Here is a 15830-nt window from a genome sequence, read left to right as displayed (position 1 = left end):
CGTATGAATGTTACACTATCGCGAAGGCGAAAAGGTATTTGGATTGGACTCGTCTCTTTAATTATGCTATCAAACTATTTATTGTATGCTCTTCCAATAGTACCAGCTGCGCCGAAAGAAGTTGTACTTGGGTCATTATTAGATTGCATGTTTGTCATTCCAATCATCACGTATTTCTTCATTATTCGAAAAAGGTACTCGTTAACGTATATAGTTCCTGTTGTAATAGCTGGTTATATTTTTGCAAGATTTATTATTCCAAGTGACTATTTACAAGATTTTTCATACGTTTCTTATATTATAGTTGCAGGAGAAATTGCTTTTGTATGTTTAGAGTTATTCCTTCTATATAAAATTGTTAGAAAGCTTCCTACCATAATAAAAAAATATAAAGAATATAAAAGTGAGTACTCTTCATTTTCTTATGCAATTGATGCTGCGTTTGACGCTACTATGAAAAGAAATAAATTAATAGATATCATTGTAACGGAGTGTAAGTTAATCTATTATGCATTTTTATCGTGGCGTGAAAAAGTACCAGAAGGTGAATACGTATACTCATATCACAAAAAGACTGGAGCAATAGGTGTATATATCATGATCATCCATGCGACCTTAATAGAAAGTATTGGTTTTCATTATTTGCTACACCAGTGGAATCCAGTAATAGCATGGATTTTACTTATTTTAAATGTATACGCGATGATTTATTTTATAGCTGAAATACAAGCGATGCGTAAAAATCCACTTATCGTAACAGAAGAACAAGTAATCATTCAAATTGGATTAGGAAAGAAAATTGTTATACCATTTACACAAATTGATAATATTGCGTTCTACAAGGATGAATTGCTAACGGCAAAAGAAGGGAAACAGGTATTGGATGCAACTGTTATGGAGTTCATAAAAGAACCTGCTACTTTTGAAATAACATTAAAAGAGCCAGTGAAAGCACAGTTGTTATATGGATTTTCTAAAACAGTAAGTCGTGTGCACTTAAATGTTGATGAAGAACGAAAATTTTATGATGCGGTTAAGGAAAAGTTAAAACATGAGTAATAGTGCTGTTAGTTACATAAAAACAAATGAGTTTCCGTTAGAAGTGAAAAAATATGAAACATGGATAGTGAAAAACTCTTTCTAAATAAGAAGGAGTTTTTCTTGTGTACTTGTATAAATCATTATATAAAGAAGTATATAATTGAGGATAGAACTAGTATGAGGGGAAACAAAATAATGAATAAGTTACTTACATCGAAAAGTGAAATTATAGAAAGAAAAATCCGGTATAACTCAACAATAGTAGATCACAATTGTTTATTACTTGAAAAGCAATCACAAAGTATCGTTTTATTTCACGAGGTGCAGTATTCATTTACAATGACTGCAAAAGATACTAAGTTAACAATCCCAAAAGGAAGTTATACAATCGCATATTATTGGAAAGATCGTCCGTACAATTTATACGTATGGAGAGATATAAAAGGGAAGTATTTAGGTTCCTATTTTAATATCGTAAAAAACACACAAATAAAAGGAGAAGTGGTTTCCTTCGAAGATTTAATCATCGATATTATGGTACTTCCAAATGGAGAATACTTCCTATTAGATGAGGATGAATTACCAGAACCATTAGGAAATTTCGAAGGTGGTTATGTGAACGAAGCTCTTCATTTATTAACGGATACAATTAAAACGTTCCTTCCAAAAATAATAAAAGGGACTGCTGATATCTTTAAAAATAAATAATGTTCGCTAAAACCTAGTTGACTTATCGGAAATATTTGTATAATATGTACTTAATTCCATAACGTATTGCTGATTGGAGAAACCAAAGGCATTTTATCTGTTGATAAAATGCCTTTGGTTTTTTTATTGCACAAATACTGAATCTGTTCATTTATATGAATCATTTTAAGGAGGAGAAGAAATGACTGTTTCAATTGATGGGGTATCAAAATATTTTTTGAAACAAACTGGTACTGTTCAAGTATTAGAGAATATTAATTTTCAATTAGAGAAAGGGGATTTTGTTACAGTAATTGGTCCGAGTGGGTGCGGAAAAAGTACATTACTAAAAATTGTTGCAGGTCTAGATAATGATTTTGAAGGTGAAGTTATTATTGACGGGGAGCCTATCTTAAAAACGAGCAAGAAACAAGGTTTTATTTTTCAAGAGCATAGGCTTTTTCCATGGTTAACAGTTGAAGAAAATATAGCGGCAGATTTGTCGTTAAAAGATAAGTATGTGAAAGATAAGGTGAGAGAATGGGTTGAAATCGTTCGGTTAGATGGCTTTGAAAAATCGTATCCGAAAGAAATTTCAGGCGGGATGTCACAACGTGTTGCGATAGCGAGAGCGTTATTAAGAGATCCGAATGTATTATTACTTGATGAACCTTTTGGAGCGCTGGATGCTTTTACTCGAAGTCATTTACAAGAAGTATTGCTGAATATTTGGGAGCAGAAGAAAACAACAATGATATTCGTTACACATGATATAGACGAAGCGATATATCTTTCAAACCGAATTATCATTATGAGTGCAAAACCAGGGAAAATACATAAAGTGATTGAAAATAATTTGCCTTATCCGCGAAATAAAACTTCTCAATCGTTCCAACAACTTCGAACGAAAGTATTACAGCAGTTTGAATATGGAGGGTTGATTCAAACAAGTATATAGGAAAAGGGTGATTTTATATGTATAAAAAATTTAAAATTCTTTCTTTTGCTTTAGCTATATCAGTATTTTTATTAGGATGTGAAAAAAGTACAGTAAGTAGTAAGAAAGAAGATGTAACAATACAAATTGGTATACAGCAAGGATTAAGCCCGCTATTACTAGCAAAGAAAAAGGGATGGTTTGAAGAGGAGTTTAAAAAAGAAGGAGTTAAAGTGAAATGGACAGAGTTCCAAAGTGGACCTCCTTATTTTGAAGCAATCGCATCAAACCGGTTAGACTTTGGTGAAGTAGGGAATTCTCCAGTCATTTCAGCGCAAGCAGCAGGTATTGGATTTACCGAAATCGCCAATACAAGTTATGCGAGAAAAGGAACTGGAATTCTCGTTCAAAAAGATAGCAAGATTGCGAGTGTAAAAGATTTAAAAGGTAAAAAAATTGCAGTAGCAAAAGGAAGTAGTGCCTTTAATTTATTATATAGAGCGCTTGATAAAGAAGGTATTGATGCAAAAGATGTAAATGTCATTCAATTACAACCAGATGAAGCGCAGCCTGCATTCGAATCAGGATCAGTAGATGCATGGGCGATTTGGGACCCTTTCATATCATTACATACGTTAAATAAAGGTGCGAAGGTGATTGCAGACGGTGAAACATTAAATGTCTCTTCACCAGAATTTTTAATTACGAGGACAAAATTTGCGAAAGAACATCCAGAATTAGTTGAGAAATTCCTCAAAGTTTATGAGAAAGCACGTGTATGGCAAGAGGCTAACTTAGATGAAGCAATAAAAGTGTACACTTCTGTAAAAAAGATAGATGCAGAGATTGTAAAAGAAGTGTTTAATCACGACAAACCAATTTTAGTTCCGGTAACGAAGGAAATAATAGCAGAACAACAAAAGACAGCGGATTTTCAATATAAGCTCGGTTCTATAAAGAAAGAAATTAAGACGGAAAAAGTTGTAGATAATTCTTTCGTAGAAAAAGCATTGAAAGCGAAGTGAAAAGAGGTTTTGTAAAGTGGAAAATACGAAAGCTGTTATGAAACCAGCGAGTATAACGATTAAGAAAAATGGCATAAAGAAGGTACGAAAGTTAAATGTAAAAGTTTTAGTAAGGGCGATTACTATACCGGTTATTATATTAATAATTTGGCAGTTGGCTGGCGTATTCGGTCTTGTTTCTAAAACAGTTTTACCAACACCATTAGATATTTTTCTAGCTTTCCAAGAGCTTATTAAAACAGGAGAGTTATTCGGCCATTTAAGTATTAGTGTATTCAGGGCTGCGGCTGGTTTCTTTATTGGTGGGGGCTTAGGAATCATTTTAGGAACAATTGTTGGATTTTCAACGAGAAGTGAGCAATATTTAGACCCATCTGTGCAAATGTTAAGAACTGTACCTCATTTAGCTGTTGCGCCGCTTTTTGTATTATGGTTCGGTTTTGGTGAAACATCGAAAGTGTTATTAATTGCAGATGGTGCATTTTTTCCTTTATACGTAAACGCATTTTTAGGTATTAGAGGTGTGGATTCAAAGTTATTTGATGTTGCGAGAGTGTTAGAGTTTAGCAAAAGAAAACTAATTACGAAACTAATTTTACCATCTGCATTGCCTAACCTTTTACTAGGAGCAAGGTTATCGTTAGGTGTTGCATGGGTGAGTTTAGTAGTAGCAGAACTTATGGGATCTACAGAAGGTATTGGTTATATGATTATGGATGCAAGGCAATTTTCAAATACAGATATCGTATTTGTCGGCATAATTATCTTTGCATTTGTTGGGAAGTTTTCTGACTCTCTAGTACGTTTACTAGAAGTGAAGTTTTTAAGATGGCGAGATAATTTTAAAGGTGAGACTGGGAATTAACATATAAATTATTAGGGGTAATTTATATAGAATTTGTTAGTATACGTTTCAAAATAAATAAGGGATGTGTAAAGGTATGGAATTATTATGGTTTATTCCGGCTTATGGAGATGGTCGATATTTAGGAACGACAAAACGAGGAAGAGCAGCTGAATATGGTTATTATAAGCAAGTTGCTGCGGCAGCTGATTATTTAGGATATACGGGTGTGTTACTTCCAACTGGTCAAGGATGTGAAGACCCTTGGGTGTTAGCTTCAGCTCTTGCTGCTGAAACAGAAAAACTAAAATTCTTAGTAGCAGTGAGACCAGGACTAATGTCACCTACAGTTGCAGCGAGGATGGCATCTACATTTGATAGAATTTCAGATGGGAGACTACTTATTAATGTAGTAGCTGGAGGAGATCCAGTTGAACTACAAGGAGATGGATTATATCTTGAGCATGATGAAAGATACGAAGCAGCGGATGAATTTTTAAAAGTTTGGAAATCGACATTGCAAGGTGAAACGATCTCTTTAGAAGGAAAACATATTCAAGTTACAGATAGTAAAGTTGTATTCCCGCCAGTTCAAACACCATATCCTCCTATATATTTCGGAGGATCATCAGCTGCTGGAAAAGAAGTAGCAGCTGAACATAGTGATGTATATTTAACGTGGGGAGAGCCACCAGAGCAAGTGAAAGAGAAAATAGAAGAAGTAAGAAAACTTGCAGAAGAGAAGGGGCGTACAGTACGATTTGGCATTAGATTACACGTAATTGTAAGAGAAACAGAAGAAGAAGCGTGGGAAGAGGCAGAACGTTTAATTCAATATGTGGATAATGAAACAATTGAGCTTGCTCAAAAGACATTTGCAAGATATGATTCGGTTGGTCAAAAGAGGATGACACATTTAAATAAAGGTACGAGAGAGTCGTTAGAGATAAGCCCTAATTTATGGGCTGGAATCGGACTTGTAAGAGGTGGGGCAGGTACTGCACTTGTAGGCGATCCGCATACAGTAGCAGAAAGGATAAAAGAATATGAATCGTTAGGAATTGATACGTTTGTTTTATCAGGATATCCGCATTTAGAAGAAGCGTATGAGGTCGCAGAATTGTTATTCCCATTATTGAAAGACGAGAAGAAAGAAGAAAATAAAATTGTTGGTGAAATGATTGCTGATGCATATGCATTAAAAAAATAGTGAGAAATAAAGTTTCACATATTTATTGCTTTATTTTGTTCACTGCCTGTTAATACGGGATAAAAAACCCGCAAGTTATTCGCTTGCGGGTTTTCATCGTAAATTATTAGAAAATATGGTAAAATTAAAGGGTAACTTAAGGTGCGGTTGGTTGTTCAATTATCACTTCTCCGAGTAGGAGGGGGGTGATAATACGTGAGTGAAATAGCGTTGCTACTGCAAGGTGGACTGTTTCTCGTTGCATTGTTAACGTTCGTCGTCGTTTTAATAGACAAGCTCAAAAAATAACAACCCACCTATGCTTATAGAATGTGGGTTGTTTTGTTTGTAAGAAACAAATAGGATAAATGAACAATCCAATCTGCTAAGTTACGTGGACTAGTGTGTAGCCGCACACTAGTCTTTTTTATTTATATACAATTTATAATTGGTTTATGTGATTGTATTGTTCTTTTCATACTCATTATAACACAGTGTCTTTTCATCAAGAAAGGAGACCGTATGTTCTGGTTCCTGTTATATAGTAGGTGCTTTTTCTTTAAACAGCCCATCCATATACTGTTTTAAACTTTGGACATAAAATTTCTGTGTATTCACATTATTTACACCGACAATCGGCGATGGAAGGTCAAATCTTTTTTCTGATAAATGAACGACAACATCAAAGATGTCAAACAAACGAATGAAGCAAAACAGGCCGTCTTTATCGCTAAGTAAAATAAAGTAATGATTTTCACTACTTGTATTTAGCGTATTCCATAAAGAACTTTTGCTTAAATCACGTACAATGCTTTTTTCTTTTAGTTCCACGAAATCTGCATTTGAGAGAATGGTAGAAATATCAATTGCATCTTGATCTTCAAAGTAGCCATCAACTGTTTGTACAGCGAATGTATAAGCCATTTTTAATACACTCATTTTATATTTACGGTTATCTAATAGTAATTCACGTTGAATAGAACTCGCTACTTTCGTTACACGTTCCTCCTTCCAAATTTCATTATGTAAGGAAATATCGTGCTTTTTACATAGTTTCATAATTAATGCATTAGAATAAAGAATCTCGTCGCTTACTTCGACAACATCAGTCTCAGCAGCCGCAAGTTCCTCACCGTGCTCATTCGTATAGAGTGGGGAATCAATTTGTCTTTTCATTTGTTCAATCTTAAATTGACTCAATTTATGCCTAATTAAAGGACGATCAATATCTGTTGTCATTTGTTCATGACAAGTATCACAAATTGAGTTTGTGAAATAATATCCACATAATATTTCTGGAATGACATATTGTTCACTAAGTTCTTTCGTATCTTTTCTGCAAATGATGCATTGTGTCATTTTTATCACCTTTACCTGCAAATTTGTATGTAATCTCATTGTAGTGTATTTATTGGTATTTTGGAATATTGTAAAGGAAAATATTATGTGAAATTCATACTTATTTTGGTACAATGAAGAGAAGTGCTAGTTTAAAGGAGGCCGTTTTTTTGAAATCAAAAGTGCACTTTTGGACATTAGAAGTGCTAATGGTTGTAGGAATCATATTTATTTGCACAAAAATATCATTTTTATTTCAACCGATTGGTATCTTCATATCAACATTGTTTTTCCCAATCTTAATCGCGCTTTTTTTATACTTCATATTTAATCCTGTATTAATCTTTTTGGAGCATAAAAAAGTACCTAGAAATTTAGCGATATTACTGTTATATCTTTTTATCATAACATTAACTGCGGTTGGCGTTGGAGTAGTTGTTCCTACGATTTCACAACAGCTAATGGACTTAGTAAAAAATATGCCAGGCTACATAAAAGAGGGGAAAGTATACATACAAGAATTATCACATCATAGGTTGTTTGAATGGTTATCTACACAAAACTACGTTTCCATTGAAACAATTGAAAAAAATGCGATTGAATACTTAAAAGATATTCCAAATACAATTACGTCGAGTGCAACGGCTTTATTTGGTATTATCACGAACGTTGCATTAGTTGTATTTACAGTACCGTTCATTTTATTTTACATGTTTAAAGATGGACATGCCTTTCCAGGAAAAGCGGTAAGTTTATTACCTGAGTCTTACCGTGAAGAGGGGCTTCGTATCATTAAGGAAACGAACGAAACATTATCTGCATATATTCAAGGGCAAGCGCTCGTTTGTATATTTGTAGGTGCGTTTACTTTTATCGGTTATTTAATTATCGATTTACCGTACGCTTTCGTTTTAGGAATTATTGCAGCATTTACAAACATCATTCCTAACTTAGGGCCATTTATTGGGGCAGCACCAGCTGTTATTGTAGGACTGTTCGTTTCTCCGATGCAAGCCTTATACGTAATTATTATCGTAACAATTGTACAACAGTTTGAAAGTAATATTATTTCACCGCGTATTATGAGCTCGAAATTAAACATTCACCCATTAACAATTATTATCCTAATTTTAGGGGTAGGTAATTTTGCTGGAATCATCGGAATGATTTTAGCAGTACCAGTTTATGCAGTAACAAAAACTGTTGTTTCGAACTTAGTGAGATTGTTTAAGACAAAGAGAAGTAATCGGAAATAGTGAAACCTGAGAAAGATACACCGCTTTTTAAGTGGTGTATCTTTTGTTTATAAATAAATAATTAAAAGTGGGTTGATTTGATTTTATTATATATTTTTTATACATCAAATTCAGTGATAAACTTGTGTGATATAAGCTCTATAAAACTATGTGGAATCCCTCTGAACTATCCAAATCATTTCCTTACAGCGTGCTATCAACATCATAATCGACTCCTTTCAATTCTATATAGTTAAACGATTAAAGGTGAGTGTAGTATTTGCTTCTACGATCTCGAATTTCATCAATAACTTGTTTATATTGTCTTTCTTGTTTTAATTCATTTTGAGATATTGTTTCTTTTTGAATTGTAATCGTTAAAAAGAAAAGGTGAAACTTCATATGTGAATTCCTCCTTTCGAATTGGAATTACAGATGACTACAGTAATGACTTTGTCTTTCTTTTACATGATCTATAGCCTGATTAATTTGTCGTTCATGAAACATTTCAGACTCAGAAAATTTATTTTTTTGAATGGTAATGGTTAAAAAGAATACTTTAAATTTCATTAGATAATTGCCCCTTTATAAGTGATTTAGAAAAAACGAGTGTAATAAGAAATTACAGATGACTACAGTAATGACTTTGTCTTTCTTTTACATGATCCATAGCCTGATTAATTTGTCGCTCATGAAACATTTCAGACTCGGAAAATGTATTTTTTTGAATGATAATGGTTAAAAAGAATACTTTAAATTTCATTGGATAATGACCCCTTTATAAGTGATTTAGAAAAGACGAGTGTAATAAGAAGATTGGCGCTCTTTTACTTCGTCCATAATGTTTTGAATGTATTGCTCACGTAAAATCTCTTTCTGTGAAAGTTTACGTTTTTGAATAGTGATAGTTAAAAAGAATGCTTTAAATTTCATTAGATTTATGACCCCTTTATAAGTGATTTAGAAAAGACGAGTGTAATAAGAAGATTGGCGCTCTTTTACTTCGTCCATAATGCTTTGGATGTGTTGCTCACGTAAAATCTCTTTCTGTGAAAGCTTACGTTTTTGAATGGTGATTGTTAAAAAGAATGCTTTAAATTTCATGAATATATTGCCCCTTTAAAATATATTTTTAATACATTTGAGTGTAGTATGAACTTTTAATGTCAGTTATTTTATCAGTCAGTTGTTTTAACTGTTGTTTACGATTGATTTCAGTTTCAGATAAAGTATTTTTTTGAAGCACAGTCGTAAAAAAGAAAATATGAAAAGTCATAAATGAATTCCTCCTTTCGAAAAGGAATTACAGGTGATCACAGTAAAGTGCTTGGCGCTCCTTAACATCATTCATAGCTTTTTCAATTTGCTCATTATGAAGAATTTCCCCTTTGGAAATTGTATTTCTTTGAATCGTAATACTTAAAAACAATACGCTAATAGTCATTGAATGTTGCTCCTTTCTTAGAAAAATAATGTAAGAGACTAAAAAACCGCGCAAAAAAACCACAGGAAGATACAGTTCTCCTATGGCTGGGCGTGAAAAAGCCACAGGAAAGTATACAACCTCCTGTGGCGAATTTATGAATTAAATGAAATAAAGTACGATTTTCAATTCTCCATTAGGGTGGTCGAATTCATATTTAATTGTCCAGAAAACACAGGTGCAGTTAACGCTAAAGTTAATGCATGTAATTGTAATTTCATCATTTCCTTCGACCTCCTTTTAGAATTTTTTTCTTACGTTAGTAAGTATATACAATTAATGGATAATTGTAAACATAAAAAATGAAAATTTTTAATTTTGATTAAAATGCGTATATTTAAAAAGGGATTTGAAAGTAAATATTGTAATTAACGAAATATCGATAAAAATGGGGGATGCTAAATGAAATATATGCATCATAACATAATCGTTATGCTAACAATTTTTTTATTTATTACGGCTTGTTCTAATGGAGAAAGAATAAAAGATATATATGATGTTAGTTCAGATGATTTTAAGAAATATACTGGGACATACGTTGGTAATAATTCAGATGTGGTTGCAATTATTAATCATTTACCCGGTGGTGGAACAGTTCAAAGTATAAGTTTAGAAAATGAAAATATAAAAGTGAACTATGGCGCAAAAGAGAGTGGGGCTCTTACAGAAGAAATGATTGAGACGTATTGGTTTGATGAGAAAGATACGATGAAGAAGAATTTTCTCTTTAACATTATTTATCTTGTAGTTTTAGTGCCAAATGCAAACAGTTACGAGTTTCAGGTAGAGAATATAAAATTTATGATGAAAAGGGAGGAAATCCTATCAATCTTGCATGGAAAATTTGATGATTTTCCAAAAGAAGATGATATATGGGATAAAAAGAAAGTAGTAAAGTTTCTTAACGATAATAATGAAAAAATTAAAATGCTTGTGGAAGATAAAGATTTTCGGAAATCTTTATTTGCTAAATATCCAGTGAGCCAGTTGAAATAATGGAGGGGAGAAGATGGAGTTAGTATACAAAATTTCTTATCATAGAATGCAGGATCATTATTTACCTAAATTAGTACAGGCAATTAGGCTCGTTAGTGAAGAAGATTTGTGGAAAAAAGAGACCTCTGTTAATTCAATTGGTGGAATCGTACTACATATTTGTGAACATTTACAGAGAAATACAAGGCGTTATAAGGATCCAAATATAGTTTTTGAAAATGGAATTGAAGAATATTTTCCAGTGAAACAAATAAGATCTGAAGCTTTGTTAAAAACTGTTGAAGAAATATTTGATGAGTGGGGCAAAGCATATATACAGGTCTGGGAAGAAAAAAGGCATATTGATCTTCAAAGTCTATTACATTTGGTTGAGCATACAAGCTATCATTTAGGGCAAGTAGTAGATCGTACAAAATGTATTGAGGGACAACAGTTTAATTTTTGTCAAAATGGTATAAATGAAAAGAATTTGAGAACAAGAGTTGAAACTTCGAATTTTTAGAAAGAGAGACATTCTTAATTGAATGACTCTCTTTTTTGTAAAAGAAATTTATGGGAAAAAATAATTCTATGTGATATGGTTAATTACATAAGTAATAAACCTATGAACCTAAGGTGGTGAAAATGTGAAGCCGACTCTAGAACAAAATAAATTAATATACATACAAATTGCAGAAACGATTGAATCTGATATTTTAAAAGACATATTGCTTGAAGAAGAACAAGTTCCATCGACAAATCAATTTGCGAAGATGTTACAAATAAATCCGGCTACCGCAGCTAAAGGGGTGAATGTATTAGTGGATGAGGGGATTTTATATAAAAAGAGAGGGATCGGGATGTTTGTTGCAAAAGGAGCAAAAGAAGTTGTACTAAAAAAAAGACAAAATACTTTTATGACTGAATATTTACCTAAAGTGTGGGAAGAAGCGAAAGTACTAGAAATATCAAAAGATGAATTGATGGATATGATTCAAAAGATTACGAAGGAGGGGAAAGAGGGATGATTGCACTTGAAACGAAAGATGTAACGAAAAAGTATAAAAAGAAAATAGCTGTAAATGAAGTAACGATTTCATTGGAAGAGAATAAAATATATGGTTTGCTTGGAAGGAACGGAGCAGGGAAAACGACTTTATTAAATTTACTAGCAGGACAAATTACTTCAAGTAGTGGAAGTGTATCAATATTTGGTGAAGATGTTTTTGAAAATAGTAAAGCGATGCAAAATATTTGTTTCGTTAGAGTAAAAGAAGAGTCTCATTTAAGTTATAGCGTAAAAGAAATTTTTAAGATATGTAACATGTTTTATAAAAATTGGGATCAGAAGTTTGCTGAAGAACTGGCGGGTAAATTTCAGCTTAATATAACAGAGAAATACCATAAACTATCTCATGGCATGCAAACAGTTGTAGGAATTATTAAAGGGTTAGCAAGCAGAGCGACAATTACTATTTTTGATGAACCAACTACAGGATTAGACGCAGCACATCGTGAGTTATTTTATAGTTTACTACTAGAAGATTACGGGGAGTATCCCAGAACAATTATATTATCAACACATCTGGTAGAAGAAGTAACCCATGTTATTGAAGAAGTAATTATCATAAAAGAAGGTGCACTTGTTGTTCAATCAACAGTGGAAGATTTATTGCAACAAGGTCATATTATTTCAGGGCAAAAAGGTAAAGTGGAGGAGTTCTTGATTAATAAAAAAGTTATAAATAAAGAAATTTATGGGAATAAAGGTATTGCTGTTATATGGGAAGAGCTTTCTAATGAAGATTGTTACTCTCTTGAAAAAGAAGGTTTAGTAATTGATAGAATTACATTACAAAAACTATTTATTCACATGACTGGTGGTGAAGTGGAATGACGACGTTAATGAAACAATTGAGGTTACATATAAATTTTCATTATAAAGCAATTTTAATATTTTGGATTGTAGCTTTATTAATAAAAGGAGCTTTATATGCTGCTCATTTAAATGAAGCGAAAGTTGGTTATTTACCCGAAATTATCAATAATCCTTCAATTGCAATTATGATTTTTATAGTAGGGAGTGTTTTCATTGTTCAAGATGATGTATTTCGTTTAGCAGTTTCATTTGGTATAACGAGAATACAATATTTTATCGGAGCGATTTGCTATATCGTGTTGCAATCCGCATTGTTTTCATTCCTTCAAATACTGTTTTTACAAGATATAAAATATAACTTAGTAAATGTTAACTTTGGAGAGCAATTAATACAACAGTTTATTTTACAATTTTTATTTTATGTTACGATAGCATGTTTCTTTCAAGTAGTAGTAATTTTTAAGCAAAGATTTCAATGGATTGGTCTCATGATTGGTGGGTCGCTTTTCCTTTCAACAAATAGTGTGCTGTATGGAGAAGTAGGGATAAAAGGATTGTTATTTACAAATGATGTATCTTTAATAGATATCCCTTATTTTATTGTTATTTCAATTGGATTAACAATTCTTTATATCATAACTAGTAGTATATTTATTCGTAAAGTATCATTTGAACGAACAGTTTAAAATAGTGATAGATTATTCTTTTAGGGAGAAGGAAAATATATGGGAGACACGTCCTCACTAATAACCGTCTTTTTATGCATTGCACTACTAATATTTTGGCGTCGTTATCGCTCCATGCATAAGCCAATAAAGGGATCAGGAAAACGTATTTTATGGCCATTACTATTTTTAACACCAGGTATTGTATGGTTTTTAGGTCCCGTACATCCAGCTATATTACAAGTAATTATAGCGGTATTCATTGGTGTACTTTTTGCTGTACCGCTTATAGTATTAACAAATTATGAACGAAGAGATGATGGGAATATTTATACGAAAAAAAGTGCAGCTTTTTTAATTACTTTTATTGTACTTGTCTTTTTAAGATATGGTTCAAGACAATTTATCGTTGATTTAGATCAACAAACGATTGGTTTATTATTTTACGTTGTTGCAGTATCGTATATTTTTCCTTGGAGAATTGCCTGTTATATAAAGTTTAGGAAAGTTTGGCTGGAAAATAATAATCATGCTATATGAAAACTTCTCATTTGAGAAGTTTTTTTATTTTTACAGGTAAGCAAAACAAGTTGTTGAAGGGCAGGCTGTCATAGAATATGATACATATTATAATGAGGAAAAGTTGAGGGGATAAAAATGCGTACAATTTTACTTTTTCTAAACAACATGTTCATTAGCGAAATCGAGGACATTAGGCAAAAACATGATCCTTTATTTGGATTAATTCCACCGCATATTACAATTGTATTCCCATTTGAAAGTTCGATTTCAAATGATGAGCTGAAATTACATATTATAAATGTATCAAAACCGATACAGAATATAGAAATTGAATTTAAGAATCAAATTACAAGTGAAAGAGAATATTTGTTTTTACGAGTTGAAAAGGGGAAAGAACAAATAGAGGAACTACATAATATTCTATATACAGGACCTTTATTACAATTTTTGAAAGAAGACATTCCGTACATCCCGCATGTAACAGTCGGAAGAAAAGAAAGTGTCGCGTTAGCTGCTGAAGTAGTGAAGGAGATTCCTAGTTTTCATGGGAAGTTAAATTGTGTGATTGATAGAATAAGCGTGGAGCGAATTGGAGAGAACGGGGAATCAATTATTGAATTTGAAGTGCCATTTCTAAAAAGCTGACAAAAGTCAGCTTTTTATTTCGTAGCATGAAGTAATGCACCAATTGCACCGCTATTACCACCATCTTGTAAAAAGATTGGTGTTTTATTTTGATATTCGGTGTAGCTACTAATAATATGTTGAAGTTGTACGTTATTACATAAAGTCGAACCAATATAAATAATATGTTCAATGTTTTTTGTTTCAGCGAATTGAAGGCTTAATGCAGTAACGACTTCACCGACAAGTCCTTGTACAGTAGCTAGTATATCGGAGCTACTATTATTTGATTCTGTAATGGCTGCTTTTCCGAAGTTACTAGCAGTTAAGTTATTATCGATAGGGGAAAGAATACCACCATAAATATCTCCAACCGTAATATCTAGTTCTTTTCTAGATCCTACTTTTGTTAGAGGGATTACATCTTCAAAATGATCTATATTTGTTAACAATTTTGAAAGTCCCATAATAGTCCCACCGCCAACTCCGGTTCCACCAGCGCGAATATATTGTTCATTATAAACGTAATGGATAGAAGTACCTGTACCGATATTGGTTAAAATAAAATTGCGTATAGCATGTTTTTCTTCTTTTAATATGTATTGGACACCTGCAAGAGTAGCTTCAAATTCGTTTAGCTCTATTATTTTATATGAACCTGTAAGCAGTTGCTGTAATAGTTTCGATTTACCACCCGTAATACATATTTGTTTTATGCCATTGTTGTTTTTAATCCAATCTATTATTTTATGTTGTTCATGTGAATAAAATTTTTCAAAAGTTAATAGCCTTTTTTCGTTAAAATAAGCTATTTTCGTTAATGTGCCTCCAGCATCGATACCGATAGTACGTTCCATTTTCCTGCTCCTAACTACGTAATATGTTTTCCTATTTATTTTTAATTGGTTGAGAATAGATATTCCCAACTGATATAAGGAACAATTTAATCTGCTTGATATATTAATAGTTTTTCTATAGTTACAATAGGCTGGTCGTTTACAGTTGCAATACCTTTACCAAGAACAAAACCTCGGCGATTGCGCGTTAGTTCATAATGTAAATCAAGTTTATCACCGGGATATGCTTTTCCTTGGAATTCAACTCCATCTAAAGAGGAGAGGAATCCTAGTCCTTCAGAATCACTTGTATGTACAAATGCACTAAGCTGAGCAAGTGCTTCTACAATTAACATATGAGGCATATGTTTTTGATTATCATTTATAAACCATTCGTTATTTGTAATGAGTTTATATCCTGTAACGGATTCACCTTGTTTTACATTTGTTACTTTATCAGTCATTAAAAATGGATAACGATGGGGAAGAGTGTCTTTAATATGCATATGAAAGTACCTCCAATTAATAATACCCCTGCTAAATTTAAGCA

25 protein-coding genes are annotated in these 15830 nt (G+C 32.5%); 15 read left to right on the top strand and 10 right to left on the bottom strand.

What is annotated here, in order from left to right; genetic code table 11:
• Window positions 1-3 precede the first annotated feature (3 nt).
• From DN400_RS07895 to DN400_RS29795, 7 genes are all read left to right on the top strand, one after another.
• Window positions 4-1059 carry a hypothetical protein gene (locus tag DN400_RS07895; protein ID WP_001103387.1) on the top strand — a complete coding sequence of 352 codons (1056 nt, stop codon included), beginning with the start codon at window positions 4-6 and terminating at the stop codon, window positions 1057-1059.
• A 177-nt stretch (window positions 1060-1236) separates the two neighbouring features.
• Window positions 1237-1749: a ribonuclease FAU-1 family protein gene (locus tag DN400_RS07890; protein WP_001037890.1), complete on the top strand. Its 513-nt coding sequence runs from the start codon at window positions 1237-1239 to the stop codon at window positions 1747-1749.
• A 181-nt stretch (window positions 1750-1930) separates the two neighbouring features.
• A complete protein-coding gene (locus DN400_RS07885; protein WP_000218578.1) occupies window positions 1931-2686 on the top strand; it encodes an ABC transporter ATP-binding protein in 756 nt (251 codons plus the stop codon).
• Window positions 2687-2703: 17 nt separating this feature from the next.
• Window positions 2704-3690: an aliphatic sulfonate ABC transporter substrate-binding protein gene (locus DN400_RS07880; RefSeq protein WP_000276914.1), complete on the top strand. Its 987-nt coding sequence runs from the start codon at window positions 2704-2706 to the stop codon at window positions 3688-3690.
• A 16-nt stretch (window positions 3691-3706) separates the two neighbouring features.
• Entirely contained in the window at window positions 3707-4555 is an 849-nt protein-coding gene (locus tag DN400_RS07875; RefSeq protein WP_000432135.1) for an ABC transporter permease, read from the top strand.
• 76 nt (window positions 4556-4631) lie between these two features.
• The gene (gene ssuD / locus DN400_RS07870; RefSeq protein ID WP_000422252.1) at window positions 4632-5744 is read left to right on the top strand and encodes an FMNH2-dependent alkanesulfonate monooxygenase; all 1113 of its coding nucleotides are present in this window, start codon (window positions 4632-4634) and stop codon (window positions 5742-5744) included.
• 195 nt (window positions 5745-5939) lie between these two features.
• Entirely contained in the window at window positions 5940-6032 is a 93-nt protein-coding gene (locus tag DN400_RS29795; RefSeq protein WP_001289320.1) for a putative holin-like toxin, read from the top strand.
• A gap of 228 nt (window positions 6033-6260) precedes the next feature.
• On the opposite strand, the gene DN400_RS07865 is transcribed toward DN400_RS29795, so the two are convergent.
• Complete coding sequence (locus DN400_RS07865; protein ID WP_000189684.1) at window positions 6261-7082, bottom strand: HNH endonuclease; 822 nt, start codon at window positions 7080-7082, stop codon at window positions 6261-6263.
• A gap of 149 nt (window positions 7083-7231) precedes the next feature.
• Here DN400_RS07865 and DN400_RS07860 point away from each other — a divergent pair, with 149 nt between their 5' ends.
• Window positions 7232-8317 carry an AI-2E family transporter gene (locus tag DN400_RS07860; protein WP_147801624.1) on the top strand — a complete coding sequence of 362 codons (1086 nt, stop codon included), beginning with the start codon at window positions 7232-7234 and terminating at the stop codon, window positions 8315-8317.
• Window positions 8318-8557: 240 nt separating this feature from the next.
• Here the strand turns inward: DN400_RS07860 and DN400_RS07855 are convergent, their stop codons facing one another.
• The 7 genes from DN400_RS07855 to DN400_RS07825 are packed head-to-tail and all read right to left on the bottom strand — an operon-like array spanning window position 8558 to window position 9740.
• Window positions 8558-8698: a YrzI family small protein gene (locus DN400_RS07855; protein ID WP_000668497.1), complete on the bottom strand. Its 141-nt coding sequence runs from the start codon at window positions 8696-8698 to the stop codon at window positions 8558-8560.
• Window positions 8699-8725: 27 nt separating this feature from the next.
• On the bottom strand, window positions 8726-8866 hold the full coding sequence (locus DN400_RS07850) for a YrzI family small protein (protein WP_000669802.1): 141 nt from the start codon (window positions 8864-8866) through the stop codon (window positions 8726-8728).
• A gap of 52 nt (window positions 8867-8918) precedes the next feature.
• Window positions 8919-9059 (bottom strand): YrzI family small protein, encoded by a 141-nt coding sequence (locus DN400_RS07845; RefSeq protein WP_000669797.1) that lies wholly within the window; start codon window positions 9057-9059, stop codon window positions 8919-8921.
• Window positions 9060-9085: 26 nt separating this feature from the next.
• The gene (locus DN400_RS07840; RefSeq protein ID WP_000668968.1) at window positions 9086-9229 is read right to left on the bottom strand and encodes a YrzI family small protein; all 144 of its coding nucleotides are present in this window, start codon (window positions 9227-9229) and stop codon (window positions 9086-9088) included.
• Between the two features lie 27 nt (window positions 9230-9256).
• Window positions 9257-9400: a YrzI family small protein gene (locus DN400_RS07835; RefSeq protein ID WP_000668965.1), complete on the bottom strand. Its 144-nt coding sequence runs from the start codon at window positions 9398-9400 to the stop codon at window positions 9257-9259.
• A gap of 28 nt (window positions 9401-9428) precedes the next feature.
• Entirely contained in the window at window positions 9429-9572 is a 144-nt protein-coding gene (locus DN400_RS07830) for a YrzI family small protein (protein WP_000142729.1), read from the bottom strand.
• A 27-nt stretch (window positions 9573-9599) separates the two neighbouring features.
• Window positions 9600-9740, bottom strand: a complete 141-nt coding sequence (locus DN400_RS07825; RefSeq protein WP_000156197.1) for a YrzI family small protein — start codon at window positions 9738-9740, stop codon at window positions 9600-9602.
• 441 nt (window positions 9741-10181) lie between these two features.
• Here DN400_RS07825 and DN400_RS07820 point away from each other — a divergent pair, with 441 nt between their 5' ends.
• The 7 genes from DN400_RS07820 (at window position 10182) to DN400_RS07790 (ending at window position 14465) form a co-directional block, all read left to right on the top strand.
• On the top strand, window positions 10182-10775 hold the full coding sequence (locus DN400_RS07820; RefSeq protein ID WP_086409237.1) for a DUF4825 domain-containing protein: 594 nt from the start codon (window positions 10182-10184) through the stop codon (window positions 10773-10775).
• A 13-nt stretch (window positions 10776-10788) separates the two neighbouring features.
• The gene (locus tag DN400_RS07815; protein WP_000424636.1) at window positions 10789-11277 is read left to right on the top strand and encodes a DinB family protein; all 489 of its coding nucleotides are present in this window, start codon (window positions 10789-10791) and stop codon (window positions 11275-11277) included.
• Between the two features lie 124 nt (window positions 11278-11401).
• A complete protein-coding gene (locus DN400_RS07810; protein WP_000805185.1) occupies window positions 11402-11782 on the top strand; it encodes a GntR family transcriptional regulator in 381 nt (126 codons plus the stop codon).
• Entirely contained in the window at window positions 11779-12651 is an 873-nt protein-coding gene (locus DN400_RS07805; protein WP_000560921.1) for an ABC transporter ATP-binding protein, read from the top strand. Before DN400_RS07810 ends, DN400_RS07805 begins: the two co-directional genes overlap by 4 nt.
• Window positions 12648-13319, top strand: coding sequence for a DUF4052 domain-containing protein (locus tag DN400_RS07800; protein WP_000209601.1), 672 nt, complete (start codon window positions 12648-12650; stop codon window positions 13317-13319). The genes DN400_RS07805 and DN400_RS07800 overlap by 4 nt, the downstream gene beginning before the upstream one ends.
• Before the next feature lie 39 nt (window positions 13320-13358).
• Entirely contained in the window at window positions 13359-13838 is a 480-nt protein-coding gene (locus DN400_RS07795) for a CcdC family protein (protein WP_000502966.1), read from the top strand.
• 117 nt (window positions 13839-13955) lie between these two features.
• On the top strand, window positions 13956-14465 hold the full coding sequence (locus DN400_RS07790; protein WP_001259198.1) for a 2'-5' RNA ligase family protein: 510 nt from the start codon (window positions 13956-13958) through the stop codon (window positions 14463-14465).
• 14 nt (window positions 14466-14479) lie between these two features.
• On the opposite strand, the gene coaW is transcribed toward DN400_RS07790, so the two are convergent.
• Together coaW and DN400_RS07780 are read right to left on the bottom strand one after the other, a co-directional pair.
• Window positions 14480-15301: a type II pantothenate kinase gene (gene coaW, locus DN400_RS07785; protein WP_000442499.1), complete on the bottom strand. Its 822-nt coding sequence runs from the start codon at window positions 15299-15301 to the stop codon at window positions 14480-14482.
• Between the two features lie 86 nt (window positions 15302-15387).
• On the bottom strand, window positions 15388-15786 hold the full coding sequence (locus DN400_RS07780) for a 3-hydroxyacyl-ACP dehydratase FabZ family protein (protein ID WP_000547673.1): 399 nt from the start codon (window positions 15784-15786) through the stop codon (window positions 15388-15390).
• Between the last annotated feature and the right edge of the window lie 44 nt (window positions 15787-15830).

Origin of the sequence: Bacillus sp. AR8-1 (genome assembly GCF_008042345.1) — a bacterium.
Classification (GTDB): Bacteria; Bacillota; Bacilli; order Bacillales; family Bacillaceae_G; genus Bacillus_A; species Bacillus_A cereus.
Note: the sequence above shows the minus strand (reverse complement) of the source record. Positions and strands in the feature narration are given on the sequence as shown.

What these genes read in the sequence shown, in the direction of transcription:
- DN400_RS07895 (WP_001103387.1), top strand. Translation starts at nt 4, where the DNA reads ATGAATGTTACACTATCGCGAAGGCGAAAAGGTATTTGGATTGGACTC.
- DN400_RS07890 (WP_001037890.1), top strand. Translation starts at nt 1,237, where the DNA reads ATGAATAAGTTACTTACATCGAAAAGTGAAATTATAGAAAGAAAAATC.
- DN400_RS07885 (WP_000218578.1), top strand. Translation starts at nt 1,931, where the DNA reads ATGACTGTTTCAATTGATGGGGTATCAAAATATTTTTTGAAACAAACT.
- DN400_RS07880 (WP_000276914.1), top strand. Translation starts at nt 2,704, where the DNA reads ATGTATAAAAAATTTAAAATTCTTTCTTTTGCTTTAGCTATATCAGTA.
- ssuD (WP_000422252.1), top strand. Translation starts at nt 4,632, where the DNA reads ATGGAATTATTATGGTTTATTCCGGCTTATGGAGATGGTCGATATTTA.
- DN400_RS07865 (WP_000189684.1), bottom strand. Translation starts at nt 7,082, where the DNA reads ATGACACAATGCATCATTTGCAGAAAAGATACGAAAGAACTTAGTGAA.
- DN400_RS07855 (WP_000668497.1), bottom strand. Translation starts at nt 8,698, where the DNA reads ATGAAGTTTCACCTTTTCTTTTTAACGATTACAATTCAAAAAGAAACA.
- DN400_RS07850 (WP_000669802.1), bottom strand. Translation starts at nt 8,866, where the DNA reads ATGAAATTTAAAGTATTCTTTTTAACCATTACCATTCAAAAAAATAAA.
- DN400_RS07845 (WP_000669797.1), bottom strand. Translation starts at nt 9,059, where the DNA reads ATGAAATTTAAAGTATTCTTTTTAACCATTATCATTCAAAAAAATACA.
- DN400_RS07840 (WP_000668968.1), bottom strand. Translation starts at nt 9,229, where the DNA reads ATGAAATTTAAAGCATTCTTTTTAACTATCACTATTCAAAAACGTAAA.
- DN400_RS07835 (WP_000668965.1), bottom strand. Translation starts at nt 9,400, where the DNA reads ATGAAATTTAAAGCATTCTTTTTAACAATCACCATTCAAAAACGTAAG.
- DN400_RS07830 (WP_000142729.1), bottom strand. Translation starts at nt 9,572, where the DNA reads ATGACTTTTCATATTTTCTTTTTTACGACTGTGCTTCAAAAAAATACT.
- DN400_RS07825 (WP_000156197.1), bottom strand. Translation starts at nt 9,740, where the DNA reads ATGACTATTAGCGTATTGTTTTTAAGTATTACGATTCAAAGAAATACA.
- DN400_RS07820 (WP_086409237.1), top strand. Translation starts at nt 10,182, where the DNA reads ATGAAATATATGCATCATAACATAATCGTTATGCTAACAATTTTTTTA.
- DN400_RS07815 (WP_000424636.1), top strand. Translation starts at nt 10,789, where the DNA reads ATGGAGTTAGTATACAAAATTTCTTATCATAGAATGCAGGATCATTAT.
- DN400_RS07805 (WP_000560921.1), top strand. Translation starts at nt 11,779, where the DNA reads ATGATTGCACTTGAAACGAAAGATGTAACGAAAAAGTATAAAAAGAAA.
- DN400_RS07800 (WP_000209601.1), top strand. Translation starts at nt 12,648, where the DNA reads ATGACGACGTTAATGAAACAATTGAGGTTACATATAAATTTTCATTAT.
- DN400_RS07795 (WP_000502966.1), top strand. Translation starts at nt 13,359, where the DNA reads ATGGGAGACACGTCCTCACTAATAACCGTCTTTTTATGCATTGCACTA.
- DN400_RS07790 (WP_001259198.1), top strand. Translation starts at nt 13,956, where the DNA reads ATGCGTACAATTTTACTTTTTCTAAACAACATGTTCATTAGCGAAATC.
- coaW (WP_000442499.1), bottom strand. Translation starts at nt 15,301, where the DNA reads ATGGAACGTACTATCGGTATCGATGCTGGAGGCACATTAACGAAAATA.
- DN400_RS07780 (WP_000547673.1), bottom strand. Translation starts at nt 15,786, where the DNA reads ATGCATATTAAAGACACTCTTCCCCATCGTTATCCATTTTTAATGACT.